We start from the raw sequence: 20359 nt of genomic DNA on the forward strand, positions 1-20359 counted from the left end.
CTTTCCATTAACATTTTTTAGTTATTTTTACCAATTATTTTCAAAGCTTTGCGGAATTACATTTTAGTATTCGTGTTGTTTTTGATGGGCATATTCTCTGGTAATGCTCAGATTTTTTCATGGAAAAATCCCAACCTTCCCGAAGATACCATAAAGAAAGACAGTATTTTGGCCGCAAGGCTTGAGCAGGATATTTTTGCAAAGGATACTTTAGATTTTGTAAGGACAAACAATAAAATTATCGTCGATGAAGCCGTATTGGCAAAGAATGATAAAAAAAGATTTTTAGGAGAATTAAATTCTAAAGGTTCCATCATTCGCGGGATCACTTTTGGGAATAATCAGGGGCAGTCTGTACAAAGCTCGATGGATTTGCAGATTTCCGGGAGACTTTCTAAGGATGTCACGATTTTAGCCAGTATTTCAGATCATAATTTACCGATTCAGGCAGATGGATATACCCAGACGTTGGAAGAGTTTGATAAAATTTATATGCAGCTTAATATTAAGGATAAATCAATTCTTAGAGCGGGACATTTGGATTTGGTCGAAACAAAAAATTATTTTGCAAAATACCAGAGGAGAAGCATGGGACTTGAATTCCAGACTGAATTTGGAAAAGAAAATAAAACGCTTGTCGATGTTTCCATGGGAGTTGCGCGAAGTGAGTTTTATAGAGTTCGTTTTCAGGGAGTTGAAGGCAATCAGGGACCTTATCGTCTGACCGGGAAAAACGGTGAGCAGTTTATTACCTTGATTTCCGGTTCGGAACAGGTTTTCATTGATGGTATTTTAATGAAACGTGGTGAAAACCAAGATTATATCATTAATTATAATACAGGAGAGGTTACTTTTACCAGTTTCCGTCCTATTTTCCAGCAAAACTTTATCACGATTTCATATAATTATGCCAACAGAAATTATTCGAGATATTTATTCACAGGAAAAGTTGAACATAAAAGAGAAAAATTAAAGCTGGGCCTCAATTGGTTCATGGAAAATGACAACAAAAATGCTCCTCTTTCATTAAATCTTTCTCAGGAAGATGAACAGATTTTAGCCAATGCCGGAAACGATCCAAACCTGATGTATGCGCCTTCCGGAGTGGTTACGGAATATGATGTGAATAAGATTTTATATCGGTTGGTTCAAAATCCGAACGGTAATTTTTACCAGTTTTCAACAGATCCAAACGAAACGCTTTATACAGTTTCCTATACTTTTTTCGGAGCCAATCTCGGGGATTATAAAATCACACAGACCACCAATAACGGGCGTGTTTTTGAATATGTAGGCCCTAATTTGGGAGATTACAGAGCCGTGAGAAAGCTCCCTTCACCGGAAAAATCTCAGGTTTACTCTTTTAATTCTGAATATGTATTAAAAGACGGAAAAATAGGCGCAGATATTTCTTTAAGCAATTATGATGTCAATTTATTTTCCTCAAAAGATGCAAAACAGAATTTTGGATACGCATACCGAGTTTTTGGGAACAAATCTTTCACAAAAAATACATGGAAAGGTACACCAAGCTTTGAATATCAATACATTGACAAACAATTCCATATTCTGGACCGTATCAATGATGTGGAATTCTCAAGAGACTTTAACTTAGCTCAGGAATTCAGCGGAAGAACTCAAAACAGATTCATTTTCAGCTTTTTAAACAAATGGAATAACAAATCCACCTTAAATTACCGTGTCAATTATCTCGATGAGCAGGATTCTTACAAAGGGATTAAAAATGATCTTGATTTTGGATGGATTAAAGGTAAATTTTTCACTAAAGGAAATTTATCTTATTTAAGTACAAATGCTACCCTTCAGGATACCAAATTTATTCGTGGTGGAGTTTCTACCGAATACACCGGAAAGAAAGGAAGCTGGGCAATGGGTGGAAGCATGGAACACAACGAGAAAAAATACAACGACACTCAGCTAATGGATGTTACGAGCTTTAGCTGGAAAGAAATTTTCGTTCAGAAAAAAATCGGCGACAGTACAAGAACAAAGCTTTTAACCAAGCTTTACATGAGGGATAATGACTCTGTACGCGACAACAGGCTTCAGAATATGAACAATATTTTAGGAATTATGGTCGAAAGCCAGCTTATTAAAACTGAAAAAACTACGTTAAATGCGTTAATTCACTATAGAAAATTCTTTTACCAAAATCAGGAAAATGCCGATATGACCAGAAATAATGATTTCGTGGTCGGAAATATCCTTTATAATCAACAGCTTTTCCGAAATGGTATGCGTTTGCAGGCTTTTTATGAACTTGGAAACGGCCAGGAAGCACAACGGGAATTCCAATATATTAAAGTTACGGACGGACAGGGTATTTATAAATGGACCGATTACAACGGCGACGGCGTCCAACAACTGGATGAATTTGAAATTGCTGAATATTCTGATTTAGCACAATACATCAGGGTTTACACAAATTCTGTAAGGTATCTTCCTTCCAATAAAAATAAGCTTCAGCTGGCTTTATTCGTCAATCCATCCGTGGTTTTTAATTCTGAAAATAAATTTTTAAAACGCTGGAATTTTAATATTTCCTTAAATTCTCAAAACTCATTTTATAAAAAGGATAAAGTTTTGGTATTAAATCCATTTGAGAAAAGCGACGATCAGATTCTTAAAAATCAAAATATTCTAGGCTCAGTTCAGTTTAGTCCGACAGAAAAATCGGGCTGGAACGGGAATTACCGTTTTATTTCTAATGATAATCTGGTCAATGCCAATTTCAGTAATGAAGAACGGGAGCAAACCTCTCATTTCCTGAACATTGGATACTGGTTTAATAAAGAATTCAGGGTTGACTGGGAAAACTCCGTTCATGATATTAAAAACTCTTCTCAATTGTTTGCGACAAGAGATTATCGTCTTAATAATTTTGAAACAAAACCAAAGGCAACTTATAAATTTACGGATGCCATTCAGGCAGAATTGTCTTCCGCTTACCGCCAAAAGCAAAGAATAGACGGCGAAGAGCTTTTGAAAGCTTTTGATATCACCGGAACGATCCAGTGGGAACGTAAGAAAACTTCTATCAGAGGAAATTTCTCTTTTATTAATAATAATTTTACGGGAAATAATTTCAGCATCGTCGGAAACCAGATGCTAGATGGCTTAAAGCCTGGAAAAAATCAGGTTTGGAGCGTTTTTATCCAACAGGCGATTAATTCTTTTTTACAATTAAATTTAAATTATGAAGGAAGAAATTCCGGGGAAAGAACAATCCATATCGGAAGCATGCAGGTGAAGGCGAGTTTCTAATTTTAGCTGCTGGTTTTTGGTTACTGGTTTGGTTAAAGTTGATAATAAACATCTCATCTCTACAAAATTGGTTTGATTAAAGGCAAACTTTGCGTTATAATGTTTACTACATAAAACAAAAAACCCGATCTTTCAATCGGGTTTAATAATTATTCAATCACCTAGTTTTTACCTTTTAATAATTTTAATTGATTGTGTGTTTTTATCTGAATTCACTTTTAAAATATAAGCTCCGGGAGCTGCATTTCTCATATCTACAGCGCCTTTTTCGGCGTTTATATTTCCATTGATAATTTTCTGTCCTGCCATATTGTAGACTTCTACATTTTTGATTTTACTGTCGTAATTAATGTAAATATAGTCTGTTACAGGGTTTGGATAATAGCTGATATTCTTTTTAGCAGCATCCTGAACAGCCAATACTGTTGCTGTAAATTCGAAACCACCTAAATCCGGAGTTGTAGCACTTCTTGCATTACCATCTGCATCCACGGTAACTTCAGCTACCGGAGTCCCTTTGTTATCAAGAGCAGTGTTGCCCATTGTCGCCAAATGGAAATCTGTGGCAGAAACGAATGCCGGAAGTACATTTATAGAATTTACATTTCCTCCAAAACCTGCTTGTATATCTGCTAAACCTGCTCTTGCAAAACCTATAAATCCAAGATTTGTTCCTGAAGAATAATAATCATTATAATTAATATTAGAGAAAATTGTATTTGCTGAACCTGAATAAAGCACATATTTTTCACCTACCTGCGTCTGGCTGTTTACAAAGATGTTATTTCTTAAATCTATTGCTCCGGCAGCAGTAACAGTTGACAAAGCATTGAACGCGGCCGGTCTTCCCGACACCATCTGATTCACATCCATCACAACAGTATTGTAATAGATTTTATATCCTCCGCCTGCACCGACTACGATTCCGCTTCCGTTATCGTTTACTCCGCCACCTGAAGCATATCCGTATCCGGAAACACCGTTGACGATATTATTCGATACTAAAGTATTGGCAGCTGCGCTTGTAGAAGCTACATAAATTCCCTGTGCGCCGTAGCCGTTTACATTTGTATTCTTAATTGCACTTACTTTATTTTTATCGATAATGACACCATTTGTTCCTGTACCTGCTACATAAATCCCGCTAAAAATAGTACCTGTTCCGCTTGACGTAAAATTATTAATATTATTACTTCTTATGATAACATTCGCAGCTGCTGAAGCTCCTGTATTTCCCGATGTAACTGTAATTCCCGTTGCTCCTCCGCCACCAGTCCCTGTATAGTTAAGATTAGTAATGGTATTTGATGTTATTGATGAGTTTACCGTTCCTGTTGCAAACCAGATGCCTCTTTTGATTTCGGCATTGGCGGTTTCAAAATTTCCTATTGTATTGTTACTGACAGTTGCTCCGTCCAGCCCTTGTAAATATACCCCTACCAGCCGGTTAGCATCAGTTCCGGTTGCAGTAAAGTCATTACCTGTAACCAATGTATTGGCTCCGTTACCGGCAGCTATTGCTGTAAACAAGTAAATCCCTATATATGATTTTTTTATAGCGTTATTTTGAATAGTTACATTATTAAAATATCCTCCTGTAGGCGTTGCATTCCCATCAAACATAATAAAAGCTGTGGAAGTATTGATCCCATTTATGATATTTAAATTCTTAACAACAATATTCGTATTTGCAGCTGCAGGAGTTGTAGCCACAAAGTTAATCACCTGTGGTGCTGTTGTAGAAGTATTTGTGAAGGTAAGGTCGCGAGTTGTCCCTGATGGTGCATTGCTTCCGTCTAAGGTAATATTACTTCCAAGAATTCTCACAAGCGTTGAACTTGCCAAGCTTCCTGAAATAGTCGGGGTTGCTCCGGTTGCAGGTTTTATAGCAACAGACGTATAGCTTGCTGTTCCTCCGCTTGCATTCAGGACTGCCGTCGCAGTTTCTGTCGTGCTCGCCGTAATGCTGATATTAATAGCTCCCTGGTGAGTTCCCGCATTGATTGCATCAAAAGCGCCTTTCAATGTCGTATAAGTTCCTGTAGTTGTGCCTGAAGTAGCAGCAATGTTTACTTGTGCATTAAGATTCGCAGCTGCTAATCCTATTACAAAACAAAATAGAAGTTTTCTCATATTATTAATTTTTCAATTATAAATATATACATAATATTTAAACAATTCATAAAAAACTTAAAAAATTAACAAATTAAACTTTTAAAAATTATCAAAACATTAATAAAATAAAGCTTTTCATATAAATTGATAAATTCTAATAACAACTAATTATAATCTCTATCAATACATAATTTAGAATTTTGTAAATTTGCGCCATGATAAAAATAGGCAACATAGAACTGCCGGAATTCCCGCTTTTACTTGCACCGATGGAGGATGTAAGTGATCCGCCATTCAGAAGGTTATGCAAAATGCATGGTGCAGATCTCATGTATTCGGAGTTTATCTCTTCCGAAGGGTTAATTCGTGATGCAATAAAAAGCAGAAAAAAGCTGGATATTTTCGATTACGAAAGACCTGTGGGAATCCAGATTTTCGGAGGTGACGAAGAAGCGATGGCCATGTCTGCCAGAATTGTAGAAACCGTAATGCCGGATTTGGTGGATATCAATTTTGGTTGTCCCGTAAAAAAAGTGGTTTGTAAAGGAGCCGGCGCCGGCGTTTTAAAAGACATCGATTTGATGGTTCGCCTTACAAAAGCTGTTGTAACATCCACTCATTTGCCGGTAACCGTGAAAACCCGTTTGGGTTGGGACAGCAATTCCATTAATATTGATGAAGTGGCGGAACGCCTGCAGGAAACAGGAATTAAAGCATTAACAATCCATGCGAGAACCCGTGGCCAGATGTACAAAGGGGAAGCGGATTGGGAACATATTTCAAGAATTAAACAGAATCCGAATATTGAGATTCCAATTTTCGGGAACGGTGATATTGATTCTCCCGAAAAAGCCTTAGCCTATAAGCAAAAATACGCTTGTGACGGCATCATGATCGGTCGTGCAGCAATTGGTTATCCCTGGATTTTTAACGAAATCAAACATTTCTTTAAAACAGGAGAGCATCTTCCGGCACCAACCATTGAAGACAGATTATTAGCTGTTCGCCAACACGCAGAATGGAGTGCAGAATGGAAAGGCGAAAAATTAGGGTTAATCGAAATGAGACAACATTACAGCAATTATTTCCGTGGAGTTCCTCATTTCAAAGATTTCAGAAAAAAATTCCTTGAGGTATTTACTTTACAGGAAATGGATGCTTTAATTAAAGAAACACAAGAATTTTATACAGAATTTTTAGCACAACAGGCATAAAGCAAAAACCATCAAATTTCTTTGATGGTTTTTTATTTATTTTTATTGATAATTAATATCCTTCCGAAACGGATTGATCTTTTATTAATTGTAATGCTGAAGAAGTTCCTATTCTCTTTACTCCTAAATTAATCATTTTCCTGGCATCTTCTGGAGTTCTTACACCACCTGCAGCTTTTACAGGAAGTTTTCCGGCATTATCAAGCATAATTTTTATGCCTTCAAATGTTGCTCCGTTAGGCTTTCCACCGGTAGTTTCATAAAAGCCTGTTGAAGATTTCACAAAAATATTTGATAAATATGTTTCTGAAAAATGTTCTTCTGCCCAATTGGAAATTTTTTTGGTAAGATCGGCAATTTGCGTATCAGTTAAAGCTGCGATCTCGATGATCCATTTTGCAACTTTATGATGTTCTAAACACAATTGTGTGCACTTTACAAATTCTTCTTTTACCAGATTAATTTCTCCTTTCAGATAGGCATTATAATTAATAACAAAATCTAATTCGTCAGCTCCGTCATGAATTGCTTTTGAGGCTTCTGCCAGCTTTTCATCAATGGAATACGTTCCTTCATGAAAACCGATTACAGTTCCTACAACAACATCTGAATTCTTTTCTTTAAGATATTTTTTGATCTCAGACACATAATCCGGCCGGATCATGACCGCGAAAATATTATTCTCTATAGCTTCCTGTGCAAGATCTTTATCTTTCTGTAAAGTTTCTTCTTCCGAAATACCTGCTTGTTGCGGTGTTTTCAAATAAGTCGAATCCAAATATTGAGCAATGTTCATATCATTATACTTTCAGTTGTCTGTAAATACCTTGTTCCAAAGATATGAAAGTTTCCGTTCTTGTAACCCCTTTTAGCTTTTGAAGTTTGCTGAGAATCTGCATTAAATGGTCGTTATCTTTACAAAGAACCTTAAGGAAAATCGTATAATTTCCTGTTGTATAATGGGCTTCAACCACTTCATTAATATCTTTCAATGCTTTTACCATATCAGGATAATGACTAGGCTGATCTAAAAATACACCGATGTAGGAAACTACCTTATAACCGATTTTTTTAGGGTTTAAGAAAGAGATTGAATTCTCAATTACGCCTGCATGTTCCAGTTTTTTAATTCTTTGGTGAACGGCTGTTGTTGAAATTCCAACATTTTTCGAAATATGAGCTAAAGAAGTTTTAGCGTTATCCATCAACATGTAGATGATTTCTTTGTCGATAGAGTCTAAGTGGTAGCTTGTGCTGCTTGAATTTTTCATTTTCTACTTTTTTTTATTATTTATGTTTTGTTTTTATTAACACTTTTGAATTTCACAAAAACCGGAAAATGATCGCTGTATCCTCCCAAATACCGTGTACCTGCATAAGTTCGGAAGGGACGGCCTTCAAAATTCCTGTTCCGGCTGCTGATTTTTTCAGAGCTGAATACCTTTGCATCCTGAAATGACAGGGCTTTGGCATCATTGTCAAATAATGATTTTGACAATATGATCTGATCGAAAAGCAGGCCAGACTTATAATGAAAAGTAGAATATTTTCTTGCAGAAAACAAGTCCAGAAAAGGGTTTTCCAAAACCTTTATTTGGTCGTTGTCGTAGAGAATTTTAATCAAATTTTCATCATCTGGGTTTTCGTTAAAATCACCACACAAAATCACATGTTCCTTACTATCATTCACAAGCTTCAAAATTCTGCCCCGAATTTCGTTTAATATAAAGTCTCTTTTTGGCTTATTAACATCTTTTTCTCGCTTGGAGGGAAGGTGAGCGATAAAGACATTAATAATTTCCTCTTTATATTTTACTTTTGAATACAGTACATCCCTAGTTGTGTCATAATTTTCTGTGTTTTTATCTATAATCTCAAAGAAAAATGTAATAGTTTCTGAATCTATCACCTCTACTTTGCTTTTATCATATAACATTGCTACATCTACCTTTCTTTCATCCATAGAATTGTAATGTACAATTCCGTATTCCGAATTAAAAGGCTCCATCTGCACCAACTCTTCCAAAACTTTCCTTCCGGAAACTTCCGAGAGCCCTATCATAAATGGTAATACTCCATTTTGCTCCTTCATCAGCTCAAATACGTGCGAAATTTTAAAAAGCTTATTTTTATATTTCTTTTCGTCCCAATTTCTCAGTCCTGATTTTGTAGGATCAAGTTGATGAATTGGCTTAGGATCCGGCAAAAATAAATTTTCTACATTATAAAAACTGAACAGCTCCATCTACACGCATTTCAATTTGTAGTATTTTACACTTTCCTTTCACAGTGTAAATTTATTATTTTTTTTTAAATACCATTAATTTTTTTACGATTTATTAAATATAATTTTATTCTTAAAATCAATAAGTATTAGAAAAATTAATAATAAAATACAAATTTATGATTAAATATTTCAACTATTCCGATATATCATTCATTAATTGAAAATTAAAATAACATATAATTTATCAATAAACCTGTATAAAACACCCATTTATGGGAATTGTTCTTTTATTTTTTTAATTAAAAGTATTTTAATAGCAATTATTATTCCATTTTTTGAATAAGTAAATCAAAATGTGAAAAAAATTTTCTTATTTAATTAATTTAATCGCTAAATCTATAATAAATCGGGACGTTTTTCTTTGGTTATTCTTACCGCCTCATCATGACGCCAGTCTTCAATTTTCGCAAAATTGCCACTTAACAGGATTTTCGGAACTTCAAGTCCTTTATAAACTTCTGGTCTTGTATAAATTGGCGGCGATAAAAGATCGTCCTGAAAACTGTCTGTCAGCGCACTTTGCTCATCATTTAAAACTCCGGGAAGCAACCGAATGATGGAATCGGCCAAAACGCAAGCCGCCAATTCACCTCCGGTAAGAACGTAATCGCCGATCGATATCTCTTTTGTAATATGTAAGTCTCTCACACGCTGATCGATACCTTTATAATGACCGCATAAAAAGATCAGATTATTTTTGATAGAAAGTGTATTGGCGATTTTTTGATTTAAAGTAATCCCGTCTGGTGTCAGATAAATAACTTCATCATATTCCCTTTGAGATTTAAGCTCAGAAATGCATTTGTCCAACGGTTCTACCATCATAACCATTCCAGCACCGCCGCCGTAAGGCTCATCGTCTATCTGCCTGTGCTTATTGATTGCCCAATCTCTCAATTGGTGAAAATGTACTTCTACAAGGCCTTTATCCATTGCTCTTTTCAAAATAGAAGTTGTGAACGGACTTTCCATTAATTCAGGAAGCACGCTTATAATGTCAATTCTCATTGTACTGTTTCGTTTTTCTTAGTTGGGGAAATAATTAATCGTAAAGAGGAATCTTTATTAAAATAGCTCCACATCCAGTTGAAGAACACGGCAAGTTTATTTCTTACGCTCAAGATAAGCATTAAATGTAAAAACATCCAGAAATACCAAGCCAGAAATCCCTGGAATTTGATGAATGGTAAATCTACAACCGCTCTGTGCTTTCCGATTGTTGCGAGCGAACCTTTGTCGTCGTATTCATATTCCACCCATTCGTTGATATTCTTCTTAATTAAATTCTTTCCTAAATTTTTTGCCTGGTTAATCGCTACATTGGCCACCTGAGGATGCCCCTGCGGATATTTTGGGGTTTCCATATAGGCGATATCTCCGATCGCATAAATGTTGTCATACCCTTTTATTTTATTAAACCGGTCTACTATATACCTGTTTTTGTTCAGTTTTTCAGCGGGGAAACCTTCAACCACATTTCCTGTAACTCCAGCTGCCCAGATTACGTTGTTGGAAGGAATGCTTTTTCCGCTTTTCATATAAACTTTATCACCGTCGTACTCCGTCACATATTCCTGGCTCATGAATGTAACTCCAAGATCTTTAAGATACTGCTCAGACTTTTGCTGAGCTTCCGGACTCATCACGGCAAGAGGCTTTTCTGTAGAACTTATCAGAATAATTTTAAGATGATCAAAATTCATGTAAGGATAATCTCTCGGAAGAATTTCTTTTTTCATTTCTGCAAAAGCACCTGCCAATTCTACCCCTGTGGGGCCGCTTCCTACAATGACGATATTCCAGTTTCCGTCGTCGCTGCGGCTTTTTTCAAGAATTAATTTCTCAAAAGTCATCAAAACATGATTTCTGATACCGATCGCTTCCTGGGTATTTTTCATTCCGAAAGCTCTGCCTGCCAAATCTTTATTACCGAAAAAATTAGTTTTACATCCAGTCGCGATTACCAATTTATCATAAGTAAATTCCGCTTCATCGGTAATGACTTTATTATTGGCTGCATCAATTTCTTTTACCTCCGTCAAACGGAATTGCGTATTTCTCGATTGCTGAAAAATTTTCCTGAATGGAAAAGAAATATTGGAAGGCTCGATCCTCCCGCACGCTACCTGATAAAAAAGAGGCTGAAACATATGGTGATTTACTCTATCGAGAACAATTACCTTTTTATTTTTATTATTCAACGATTTTGCAAGCTGCAGCCCCGCAAATCCTCCTCCAATAATGATGATCTTTTCGCGTGTTTCCATAATATACAAATTTACTGATTTTATTTAGCATTTTAGTCCTTAAAAAGTTAGTTTTGCAAAACTTTATGCCACAAAAGAAGTACACCAAAAAAACTGCCAGAAAGGTCCACAGCAACAGACGTAAAAATTACTTTTTCCGCCGTAAAATCGTGCTGGCAATTTTGGTTATTGCACTGATAGGTACAGGTTTGTATTTAAAACAATCCATCAGCTATTATTATGCTTTGTACTTCAATAAATTTATTCATAAAAAACTTCATAATTCCGAAACGGAGACATTGAGAATTCAAAAAATCCTGTCTAATAATCTTGATAAAACCTACGGATTTGATATTTCTCATTATCAAAACCGGGAAGATATAAAATGGGACAGCTTAAGCATCGGGAATAAAACTATTCCGTTGGAATTTGTCGTAATGCGTGCAACAATGGGAAACCGCAATGCCGACAAACATTTTGATGAATTTTGGGAACAGTCAAAAAAGCATAACCTGATCCGCGGTGCTTATCATTTTTACAGAGCTGATGAAGATCCTGTTATTCAGGCAAATAACTTCCTGGAAAATGTAAAATTAGAAAGCGGCGATCTTCCGCCAATTTTAGATATTGAAAAAATTCCGAAGCGTAAAACCAACAAAAAACTGATCGAAGATTTAAAAGTCTGGTGCAAAATCGTGGAAGAAACTTATGGTGAAAAGCCAATTATTTATACCTATTATCATTATTATAAAGACTTTCTGAAAGGTGAATTTGATGATTATCCGCTTTGGCTGGCGAATTACAACGATGTTCCTACTCCATCTCCTGATGCGGATTGGAATTTCTGGCAGTTTACAGAGAAAGGAATCGTTTACGGAATTAATACCAAAGTTGATCTGGATATTTACAATGGAAGTTCATGGTCATTAAGAAGATTAACGATAGATTGATTTTTGTTTTTAATCACAGATTGCAAGATTTGCACAGATGTTTGCGTATGGTTTTTTTGTGGATTTCATTTGTGATTATTTGTGAATTAAATTTATGTTATTCGTTTTTGAAATCATTTAAAAGGCCTTCTTTGCACCCACTCTGTTTTTGGAGTTAAGGATAAAAAAATTTGATTTATAAATTGATTCAACAATGTATTATTGTGCTTTATCAGTCCAAAAATTTCAACAGGCTCAGCGCCAATTGTAGATTTTATTTCAAGGGCTGTCCGTCCGAAAATGATTCTTCTGAACTGATGATTAATCCCAAATTCTACCATATCCAAAAGCATATTTAAGTATAATTGCTTTTCTTTCTGAAGGCTTTTATCATACCCCAGAAAATACGTATCAATATCTTCATTATTGACAATCAACGTATAAAAACCAATTAATTTTTCATCTAAAAAATATCCAAAGACCTTAAAGTTTTGATTTAAATTTTCCTTTAAACTTTCAAAATGATTTTCAGTAAGAAAAAAAGTATTGAAAGGTGCATTTTCAGCTACATTCTGATAGAGAAGATTCATTTCGTCCTGATATTTTTTCACGGAATTTAAATCTAATTCCCTTTTTTCGATTCCTGTGAATTTTTTCCTTGCCGAAAGCGCTCTTGTTCTGTATTTTGTTGAAAAATCCTGTAAATAATCTTCAAAACTTTTCCAATTTTCTCTTATTCCCAACATCATATTCGGTTGAACGGAAAACTGATAATAAGACTGATGATTTTTTTGCTGAAAAAATTTTATAAAACCGATTTGATAATCTTTATAAATAATTAATGATGTTTTTCGCAGCTTTTTCTGAATTTCTTTTACAGCTTCATGCAAAATGAGGACGACCTGCTCTGGATTGACCTTTGAAGGATCAAAATAAAATCCGTTTTGCCCGGTCAGCATATTATTACCGAGAATCATCACGTCTTTACTGAATGTTCTGGCCAAAAAATTACGAATACCGCACCAAACCCGGCCTTTTTGAAAAGTAGAATGATGCTTGAAATTTAAATATTGAAATAAAGCACCGCCAATTAACTGATCGTGCTGAAAAAATCCCGCAAAATAACATTCCATATTGTTTGGTTTGGATTTCTCCAGAACGCAAAAATACTCTTTGGACAACATAATATTATGTTTTCCGATCACCTCATTCCAGCCTGCGGGAAGCCCGTCGGAAGTTTTATATATTTTAAATGTATGAGACATAAAAAGGCCACAAATGTAGCCTTTACATTTGATTTTTAATTAATTATTTCGGGGTCACCAGATTAAAGCCGTCAATTGCATACCAACCACAAACAATTCCGCCCATAATCGTAATGGTAAGCGTCCAGTAAGCTGTATTAATAAACGTATATTTCCAGGATTTCCTTTCAAACATAGCATTGATTGCCGTCAGTGGAAACACAAAGAAAATTCCCATGATAAAAGAGTGCAAAGCCCCATGACCAAAAGATCGGTAGGCCATTCCGTAATCTTTCATAAAAGCAAAATAGGATGGTTTTGCGTTCATCTCATCACCTCCCATCATTCCCATGGCCCCGTACTGATGTATCGTAACCATTTGAAGAAAAAAAGCAACAAAAAGAGACAAAATAAAGGCAAAAACGAATACAAAACCCATATTTCCGCCCTGCATTTTCTCTTCTGTCAATCCGGCTTCTTTCATCCAGACAATTCCAAAAACTTTCGGATTATACCATATAAATCCCATAATTAAAGGAACTAAAGCGGCTACAAGAATAGCCCAAAAATTGATTTGCACCATAGTTTTAATTTTTAAAATAAGTATATCAAATCTACATTAAAAAACAATATAAAATACATTTAATATAAAAATTCGCCCAATTCAATTAACAAACATTAATAAAAATACTTATTTCAATTATAAAAATTCAATATTAATTAAATTTTAAAGTTTATTATAAACTAAAAATATAACCCCCGCTAAATATCGATGTAAGTTTATTTTAAAAGCTTTGTAGTTTCATTTTCGTATTTTTGTGGTTCAATTCAAAAATAAAATTCAAACTACTATATTCCAATGAATTACGTTTCAGTCGAAAATCTCACCAAATCCTACGGCATCAAAGTTTTGTTTAAAAATATCTCCTTTCATGTAAATGAAGGCGACAAAATTGCCATCGTTGCCAAAAATGGCAGTGGAAAATCTACTCTTCTGAAAATTCTGATGGGTAAAGAAATTGCAGACAGCGGAACTGTAGTGATTAATAAAGATATCCAGGTGGTTTTATTTGACCAGGAGATTGATTTTGATTCTGATCTTACGATTGACGAGTTTATGATGACTTTGGATTCTGCACCGATTCAGGCCTTGAAAAACTATCATAAATCACTCCTTTCCACAGATTATGATTTCATTGAAAAAGCGTTGGCAGAAATGGAAATTCATAAAGCTTGGGATCTGGAAAATGACATGAAACAAATCCTGTCACAGCTGAAAATAACAGATCTGGAAGCCAAAATGGGGACTCTTTCCGGTGGGCAGATCAAACGGGTAGCCTTAGCAAAATTACTGACTGAAACCAGAGCCGAGCATCGCCATACATTATTAATTATGGATGAGCCGACCAACCATCTTGATGTGGAAATGGTGGAATGGCTTGAAAACTATTTAAGCAAAGCAAAAATCACCTTATTACTGGTGACTCACGACCGTTATTTCCTGGATGCCGTTTGCGATATTATATGGGAAATGGAAGATCAGAATCTTTATTTTCATAATGGAAGCTACGCGACCTATCTTGAAAATAAAATGATCCGTGAGGATAATATGAACTCAACCATCGACAAGGCCAATAACCTTTACAGAAAGGAATTGGAATGGATGAGAAGACAGCCGAAAGCGCGAACTACAAAATCCAAATCAAGAATCGATTCTTTCTACGAAACCGAAAAAGTAGCCAAAACCGACACCCGAAAGCAAGGTCTTGAGCTGGATTTTGAAATGAAAAGGTTAGGAAATAAAATTCTTGAGCTTAAACATATTGATAAGAGTTTTGGAAATAAGCTTTTACTGAAAGATTTCAGCTATCAGTTTCAACGTGGTGAAAAAGTAGGAATCGTAGGAAAAAACGGAGCCGGAAAATCTACTCTTTTAAATATCATTCAAGGTTTAGAAAAAGCTGATAATGGCGAGATTGAAACAGGAGAAACTATCTCTTTCGGTTATTTTTCCCAAAAAGGGCTAACCTATAAAGAAGACGAAAGAGTTATTGATTTTATTAAAGAAATTGCTGAATATTATCCTTTAGCCAACGGAAAAAGTCTTTCTGCTTCTCAGTTTTTAAGATTGTTTTTATTTGACGATCAGACGCAGTATTCTCCGATCTCAAAACTTTCGGGAGGTGAAAAAAGAAGACTGCATTTGATGTATATTTTATATCAGAATCCGAATTTCTTAATTTTTGATGAGCCTACAAATGACCTTGACCTACCGACTTTAACCGTTCTTGAAATTTTTTTACAGATGTTCCAGGGTTCATTAATCATCGTTTCTCACGACAGGTATTTTATGGACAGAATTGTTGACCATATTTTAGCTTTTGAAGGCGAAGGAAAAATAAGGGATTTTATCGGAAATTTCTCAGAATACAGAGAAAATCAAAAGCTTGAAGAAAAAAATCCAAAAGCTGCTGTTATTGAACAAAAAGTTGAAACACCCACTCCTGCTCCGGTTTCAAAACCGCAGACTTCAAAAAGAAAACTTTCTTTCAAAGAGCAGCGCGAACTGGAAACGATTGAAAAAGAAATGCCCGAACTTGAAATACAGCGCGCAAAAATTTTAGATCAGCTTAATAATGAAGCAGATTACGAAAAAATATCAAAGCTTTCTGCCGATCTGGAAGCGATTTCCGGGAAACTGGAAAATCACGAAATGAGATGGCTGGAGCTTCAGGAGGAATAATGAGTTTGAGTGTTTGAGCGTAAGAGAGTTTTAGAGTTTTAGAGTAAGAGAGTTTGAGGGTTGGAGTGTTAATGTGTTGCATTTAGGTTTAAAAAGCTTAATGCTGATGACAGAAATTATCAAACATTTTCACACTAAACCCTCTTACTCTAAGACCCTCAAACTCTCTTACTCTAAGACCCTAAAACTCTAAAACTCATAAACTAACAACATTCCCGTTATTAGAGCTTTCCCAGGCCGCATCAATGATCTTCATATTCTGAATCACTTCTTCCGCGGGAGATGGCAAATAATATCCGAAAACGATGTGCTCGTAAATATTCTGATAATAATTCATATAATTTCCGGGTTCGCTTGATGTAAGAATTCTTTCTGTTTCGGAATTTTCGTTTAAATAATTCAGAATTCCGTCGGCTTCTTTTAAAGGCTGTGTCCAGTCTTGTCTGTATGTTGGAATCGCACCGGCAGCTAATTCATTTTCCTGATTATCTGTTCTTTCCTGTAAAAAGCTTCCTTTTTCACCGTGAATACTATACGCAAAATGTGCTTCTTTAGTAAAAACTGATGATTTTAACCTTACCCTTAAGTCATTTTTATAATAGAGAAGAATTTCGAAATAATCGTTGGCAAATTCTGCACCTTTCATTGAAAATACATCAGCAAAAAGCTTGTCGGGAAAACCAAAATACTGTACCGCCTGATCCACCAAATGCGAACCTAAATCATGTAGAGAACCGGAGCCGACAGCCTGTGGATCTTCTTTGTGAGCTTTTCCGCTTGCTGTGGTCCGAAAACGGTCAAATCGGATTTCCGCTTCTTTTATATTGCCTAATTTACCTTCATTAATAATTTTCTGAACCTGCAGGTAATCTCTGTCGAATCTTCTGTTCTGATAAACGCTTAAAAATAATCCTTTTTGCTCGGCCAGCTTTACAAGTTCTTCAGCCTGAGAAACATTCACGGTAAAAGGTTTTTCTACGATAACATTTTTCCCTGCTTCCAGAGCCATTTTTACATACTCAAAATGAGTCTGAACCGGTGTATTGACCACAACCAATTCAATATCCGCGTTTTGAAGCATCTCCTCTACCGACCGGTAAATTGTTGCATCAGAATATTTTTCTTTTGACTCTTCCTTACTTCTTTCCACGATCGCAGAAAGGAAAAATCCCGGATGTTCTTTTAAAAACGGAGCATGGAAAATTTTCCCGCTCATTCCGAAGGCACAAAGCCCAACTTTTACCAATTGCATATTATTTTTTTAGCAAATATATCCATAAAATGTTTCATCAATAATCTCCAGACTTTATATAAAATTAAAATTTAATCTAAAAAATGATAAAAATCACAATATTTATTTTTAATAATTCTAAATAAAAGCAAACAAATACTTACTTTTGCCGCATTATTTAAAACCACTCTAAATAATATCAAATAAAAATGAAAAAGCAACTAGTTACTTTAGGATTATTGTTCACTGCAATATCTTTCTCTGCACAGATGAAAAATTCTGAAGCTGATACGATCAGAATTCAGACCATTGAGGACGTGAATCTTCACAAAACAGGAAATCCAAACAAGGCAAAACCATTATCTGCAAAGTCTAATCTTTCTGTAATGGAAATTCCTCAGCCTATCGCGATCGTTACTCACGAAATCATCGAGCAGCAACAGGCAAAACAGTTGAGTGATGTTATTAAAAATGTAAATGGTATCTATCTTACTTCTGCAAGAGGCGGCTCACAGGATAGTTTCGGAGGGCGTGGTTTTACCTTCGGAAATGATAACATTTTCAAAAACGGGGCAAAGGTCAACAGTGGAGTTTTCCCGGAAGTAACTGGTTTGGAAAGAGTTGAAGTTTTAAAAGGTTCAAATGCAATGCTGTACGGTAACGTTGGCCCCGGGGGAATTGTAAATTTAATTACAAAAAAACCGAAGTTTGACTTTGGAGGAGCTGTAGGCTTCAGTGCTGGAAGCTGGAATTCTTACAAACCGACCGTTGATATTTACGGCCCTTTAAGTAAAAATATTGCTTTCAGAGTAAATGGAGCTTATGAATATGCAGAAAGCTTCAGAGATTTGGTGGAATCAAAAAAGAATTATTTTAACCCTTCTTTTCTTTTCAATCTTAGTGAAAATACTCAGCTGATCGTAGAAGGTGATTATTTGCACCATACTTTTACGCCTGATTTCGGGATCGGAAGTGTGACAGACAACGCAACAGGAATTTCAAGATTAGCTACAGAAATCGGCAGAAATCAATTCTTAGGAGCCAAATGGCAATATCAAACCAATCAGCAAGCGACAACAGATGTTATTTTAAATCATAAAATTAACAGTAACTGGTCTTTGAATGCCGTAGCATCTTATCAAAACTATACGAAAGACTATTTTTCTACAGAGAGAGTTCAGTGGACTTATGATTCGTCAAAAAATAACTTTAATCCAACCTGGAACAGACCTGTAGGAAGAACTTATAACGAGCAAAATTACACTTCTTTACAAGTGAATTTAAATGGTGAATTTAAGACCGGCAATATCAACCATAAAATTTTAATCGGAACAGACGGGGATTACGGACAGGCAGATGCAATTTCTTATAAAGTAACTCCTGCAGCCACAGGTATTTTACAATTAAATGATCCGTCAACATGGACAAATGATGTACAAATGCCTACCGCTGATGCAACCTATAGAAGAAGAATATCAACAAGAAGATTAGGAGTATATGTTCAGGATCTCGTAGAATTGACAAAATCAGTAAAATTACTGGCAGGTCTTCGTTATTCTTATTTAACAAACGGGCAGTCTTCGGATAAGCTATTTATACCGGATTTCAAGGCTCCTGCAGCAAGTGCAAAAACAGAAGATAATGCGTTGTCTCCAAAAGTTGGTTTAATTTATAATCCAAATGAAAATTTATCAGTTTTCGCAACTTATACGAACTCTTTTATCCCAAATGCAGGTTTCGAGTTTGATACCCGAGCTGCTCTAAAACCTTCTACGGTAGATCAATATGAAGTAGGTGTAAAAAAGAATCTTTGGAATAATGCAATTGCTGTTAATTTAACGGTTTATCAAATCAACAATAATAATACTTACACAACTCCAATAGGTACAAGCGATACAACTTTGAAGGTTTATGCCGGTGCGGTACGAAGCCGCGGTGTAGAATTGGATATTACAGGAAATCCGTTAACTAATTTATCTTTAATTGGTGGAGTTTCTTACAATAATGCAGTTTATACAAAAACTCCGGATAACGGTTTTGTAGAGGATCAAAGACTGGTAAGAACGCCAGCCGTAACGGCAAATGCCTCCGCTTTTTACACCTTTACAACTTTTGCTAAAGGCCTTAGAATCGGAGCTACAGCATTCTACACAGGAGACAGAAAAGCGGGCTGGAATGATACAAAAGGCCAAACGCAGGTTACAAGAATGATCGATGTGGAAGGCTATACAACCGTAGATTTCAGTGTTGGCTACGAATGGAAAAAATTCATGATTCAAGGGAAAGTCGGAAATTTATTTGATGTTGTCAATTACAATGTTCACGAAAATTATTCTGTAAACCCTATTACACCTAGAAATTATTATTTCACGTTGACATATAAACTTTAAAAATTTAATAATAGTAATCATTTCTTCATACAAAGTGGAAATTGCATTTTTGCAGTTTCCACTTTTAAAATTTAATACAAAAACAATAATTTTATGGATAAGATTAAGGATACGAGAAGTTTTATGAGAATTATGCACCGTTATTTGGGCTATTTTCTGGCAGGAATTATGGGTGTTTATTCAATTAGCGGGATTTTGCTGATTTACAGAGATACCGATTTCCTGAAAAATGAAAAAAAATATGAAAAAACCTTCTCTAAAAATCTTTCAGAAAAGGAATTAGGAAAAGAATTAAAAATTAAAAACCTTGAAATTGAAAAAACGGAAGGTACTATTTTGAAATTTAAGCAAGGAACCTATAATTCTGCTACAGGCGAGGCAAAATATACAAAAAAAGAGCTTCCATTTGTTTTAGATAAAATGACAAAGCTTCATAAAGCCCAGTCAAAAGACGCCCTATCACCGCTCAATACGTTTTTTGGTGTGGCTTTATTCTTTTTTGTCATCTCCAGCTTTTGGATGTTTAATCCCAAATCAAAAGTTTTCAAAAGAGGATTGATATTCACCGCGGTGGGTATTATAGTTTCTGTTATTTTATTATTAATGTAATGCTTTAAAATTTTTGTTAAAATGTTAAAATTAACGAATAAAAATCAATATTACAGCTAAGTCAAA

The 20359-nt window shown here is 35.3% G+C and carries 15 protein-coding genes; 6 read left to right on the forward strand and 9 right to left on the reverse strand.

Going from position 1 to position 20359, the window contains the following annotated elements:
- Positions 1 to 84 precede the first annotated feature (84 nt).
- On the forward strand, positions 85 to 3285 hold the full coding sequence (locus tag BLT04_RS12460) for a hypothetical protein (protein WP_089756126.1): 3201 nt from the start codon (positions 85 to 87) through the stop codon (positions 3283 to 3285).
- A 168-nt stretch (positions 3286 to 3453) separates the two neighbouring features.
- Here BLT04_RS12460 and BLT04_RS12465 read toward each other — a convergent pair whose 3' ends face one another.
- On the reverse strand, positions 3454 to 5418 hold the full coding sequence (locus tag BLT04_RS12465; RefSeq protein WP_089756127.1) for a T9SS type A sorting domain-containing protein: 1965 nt from the start codon (positions 5416 to 5418) through the stop codon (positions 3454 to 3456).
- A gap of 197 nt (positions 5419 to 5615) precedes the next feature.
- Between BLT04_RS12465 and dusB the strand changes: the two genes are divergently transcribed.
- Positions 5616 to 6614: a tRNA dihydrouridine synthase DusB gene (gene dusB / locus BLT04_RS12470; RefSeq protein WP_089756128.1), complete on the forward strand. Its 999-nt coding sequence runs from the start codon at positions 5616 to 5618 to the stop codon at positions 6612 to 6614.
- Between the two features lie 52 nt (positions 6615 to 6666).
- Here dusB and deoC read toward each other — a convergent pair whose 3' ends face one another.
- The 5 genes from deoC to BLT04_RS12495 form a co-directional block, all read right to left on the reverse strand.
- Positions 6667 to 7410: a deoxyribose-phosphate aldolase gene (gene deoC, locus BLT04_RS12475; RefSeq protein ID WP_089756129.1), complete on the reverse strand. Its 744-nt coding sequence runs from the start codon at positions 7408 to 7410 to the stop codon at positions 6667 to 6669.
- A 4-nt stretch (positions 7411 to 7414) separates the two neighbouring features.
- Entirely contained in the window at positions 7415 to 7885 is a 471-nt protein-coding gene (locus BLT04_RS12480; protein ID WP_089756130.1) for an Lrp/AsnC ligand binding domain-containing protein, read from the reverse strand.
- A 20-nt stretch (positions 7886 to 7905) separates the two neighbouring features.
- Complete coding sequence (locus tag BLT04_RS12485) at positions 7906 to 8859, reverse strand: endonuclease/exonuclease/phosphatase family protein (RefSeq protein ID WP_089756131.1); 954 nt, start codon at positions 8857 to 8859, stop codon at positions 7906 to 7908.
- Between the two features lie 378 nt (positions 8860 to 9237).
- The gene (gene trmD / locus BLT04_RS12490; protein WP_089756132.1) at positions 9238 to 9909 is read right to left on the reverse strand and encodes a tRNA (guanosine(37)-N1)-methyltransferase TrmD; all 672 of its coding nucleotides are present in this window, start codon (positions 9907 to 9909) and stop codon (positions 9238 to 9240) included.
- Positions 9906 to 11168, reverse strand: a complete 1263-nt coding sequence (locus BLT04_RS12495) for an NAD(P)/FAD-dependent oxidoreductase (RefSeq protein ID WP_089756133.1) — start codon at positions 11166 to 11168, stop codon at positions 9906 to 9908. Before BLT04_RS12495 ends, trmD begins: the two co-directional genes overlap by 4 nt.
- A 65-nt stretch (positions 11169 to 11233) precedes the next feature.
- Between BLT04_RS12495 and BLT04_RS12500 the strand changes: the two genes are divergently transcribed.
- Positions 11234 to 12097 (forward strand): glycoside hydrolase family 25 protein, encoded by an 864-nt coding sequence (locus BLT04_RS12500; RefSeq protein ID WP_089756134.1) that lies wholly within the window; start codon positions 11234 to 11236, stop codon positions 12095 to 12097.
- A gap of 113 nt (positions 12098 to 12210) precedes the next feature.
- Here the strand turns inward: BLT04_RS12500 and BLT04_RS12505 are convergent, their stop codons facing one another.
- The gene (locus BLT04_RS12505) at positions 12211 to 13341 is read right to left on the reverse strand and encodes a peptidogalycan biosysnthesis protein (protein WP_089756135.1); all 1131 of its coding nucleotides are present in this window, start codon (positions 13339 to 13341) and stop codon (positions 12211 to 12213) included.
- 43 nt (positions 13342 to 13384) lie between these two features.
- Positions 13385 to 13903: a DUF1761 domain-containing protein gene (locus tag BLT04_RS12510; RefSeq protein ID WP_317040694.1), complete on the reverse strand. Its 519-nt coding sequence runs from the start codon at positions 13901 to 13903 to the stop codon at positions 13385 to 13387.
- 276 nt (positions 13904 to 14179) lie between these two features.
- On the opposite strand from BLT04_RS12510, the gene BLT04_RS12515 reads away from it, so the two are divergent.
- Positions 14180 to 16063 (forward strand): ABC-F family ATP-binding cassette domain-containing protein, encoded by a 1884-nt coding sequence (locus tag BLT04_RS12515; protein WP_089756136.1) that lies wholly within the window; start codon positions 14180 to 14182, stop codon positions 16061 to 16063.
- 196 nt (positions 16064 to 16259) lie between these two features.
- Here BLT04_RS12515 and BLT04_RS12520 read toward each other — a convergent pair whose 3' ends face one another.
- Positions 16260 to 17315, reverse strand: a complete 1056-nt coding sequence (locus tag BLT04_RS12520; RefSeq protein WP_089756137.1) for a Gfo/Idh/MocA family oxidoreductase — start codon at positions 17313 to 17315, stop codon at positions 16260 to 16262.
- A gap of 188 nt (positions 17316 to 17503) precedes the next feature.
- Between BLT04_RS12520 and BLT04_RS12525 the strand changes: the two genes are divergently transcribed.
- Entirely contained in the window at positions 17504 to 19684 is a 2181-nt protein-coding gene (locus BLT04_RS12525) for a TonB-dependent siderophore receptor (RefSeq protein WP_089756138.1), read from the forward strand.
- Positions 19685 to 19777: 93 nt separating this feature from the next.
- Positions 19778 to 20293, forward strand: a complete 516-nt coding sequence (locus BLT04_RS12530; protein ID WP_089756139.1) for a hypothetical protein — start codon at positions 19778 to 19780, stop codon at positions 20291 to 20293.
- Positions 20294 to 20359 lie beyond the last annotated feature (66 nt).

It is taken from the genome of Chryseobacterium soldanellicola, from assembly GCF_900100115.1.
In the GTDB taxonomy this organism is placed as follows: Bacteria; Bacteroidota; Bacteroidia; order Flavobacteriales; family Weeksellaceae; genus Chryseobacterium; species Chryseobacterium soldanellicola.

What these genes read in the sequence shown, in the direction of transcription:
- BLT04_RS12460 (WP_089756126.1), top strand. Translation starts at nt 85, where the DNA reads ATGGGCATATTCTCTGGTAATGCTCAGATTTTTTCATGGAAAAATCCC.
- BLT04_RS12465 (WP_089756127.1), bottom strand. Translation starts at nt 5,418, where the DNA reads ATGAGAAAACTTCTATTTTGTTTTGTAATAGGATTAGCAGCTGCGAAT.
- dusB (WP_089756128.1), top strand. Translation starts at nt 5,616, where the DNA reads ATGATAAAAATAGGCAACATAGAACTGCCGGAATTCCCGCTTTTACTT.
- deoC (WP_089756129.1), bottom strand. Translation starts at nt 7,410, where the DNA reads ATGAACATTGCTCAATATTTGGATTCGACTTATTTGAAAACACCGCAA.
- BLT04_RS12480 (WP_089756130.1), bottom strand. Translation starts at nt 7,885, where the DNA reads ATGAAAAATTCAAGCAGCACAAGCTACCACTTAGACTCTATCGACAAA.
- BLT04_RS12485 (WP_089756131.1), bottom strand. Translation starts at nt 8,859, where the DNA reads ATGGAGCTGTTCAGTTTTTATAATGTAGAAAATTTATTTTTGCCGGAT.
- trmD (WP_089756132.1), bottom strand. Translation starts at nt 9,909, where the DNA reads ATGAGAATTGACATTATAAGCGTGCTTCCTGAATTAATGGAAAGTCCG.
- BLT04_RS12495 (WP_089756133.1), bottom strand. Translation starts at nt 11,168, where the DNA reads ATGGAAACACGCGAAAAGATCATCATTATTGGAGGAGGATTTGCGGGG.
- BLT04_RS12500 (WP_089756134.1), top strand. Translation starts at nt 11,234, where the DNA reads ATGCCACAAAAGAAGTACACCAAAAAAACTGCCAGAAAGGTCCACAGC.
- BLT04_RS12505 (WP_089756135.1), bottom strand. Translation starts at nt 13,341, where the DNA reads ATGTCTCATACATTTAAAATATATAAAACTTCCGACGGGCTTCCCGCA.
- BLT04_RS12510 (WP_317040694.1), bottom strand. Translation starts at nt 13,903, where the DNA reads ATGGTGCAAATCAATTTTTGGGCTATTCTTGTAGCCGCTTTAGTTCCT.
- BLT04_RS12515 (WP_089756136.1), top strand. Translation starts at nt 14,180, where the DNA reads ATGAATTACGTTTCAGTCGAAAATCTCACCAAATCCTACGGCATCAAA.
- BLT04_RS12520 (WP_089756137.1), bottom strand. Translation starts at nt 17,315, where the DNA reads ATGCAATTGGTAAAAGTTGGGCTTTGTGCCTTCGGAATGAGCGGGAAA.
- BLT04_RS12525 (WP_089756138.1), top strand. Translation starts at nt 17,504, where the DNA reads ATGAAAAAGCAACTAGTTACTTTAGGATTATTGTTCACTGCAATATCT.
- BLT04_RS12530 (WP_089756139.1), top strand. Translation starts at nt 19,778, where the DNA reads ATGGATAAGATTAAGGATACGAGAAGTTTTATGAGAATTATGCACCGT.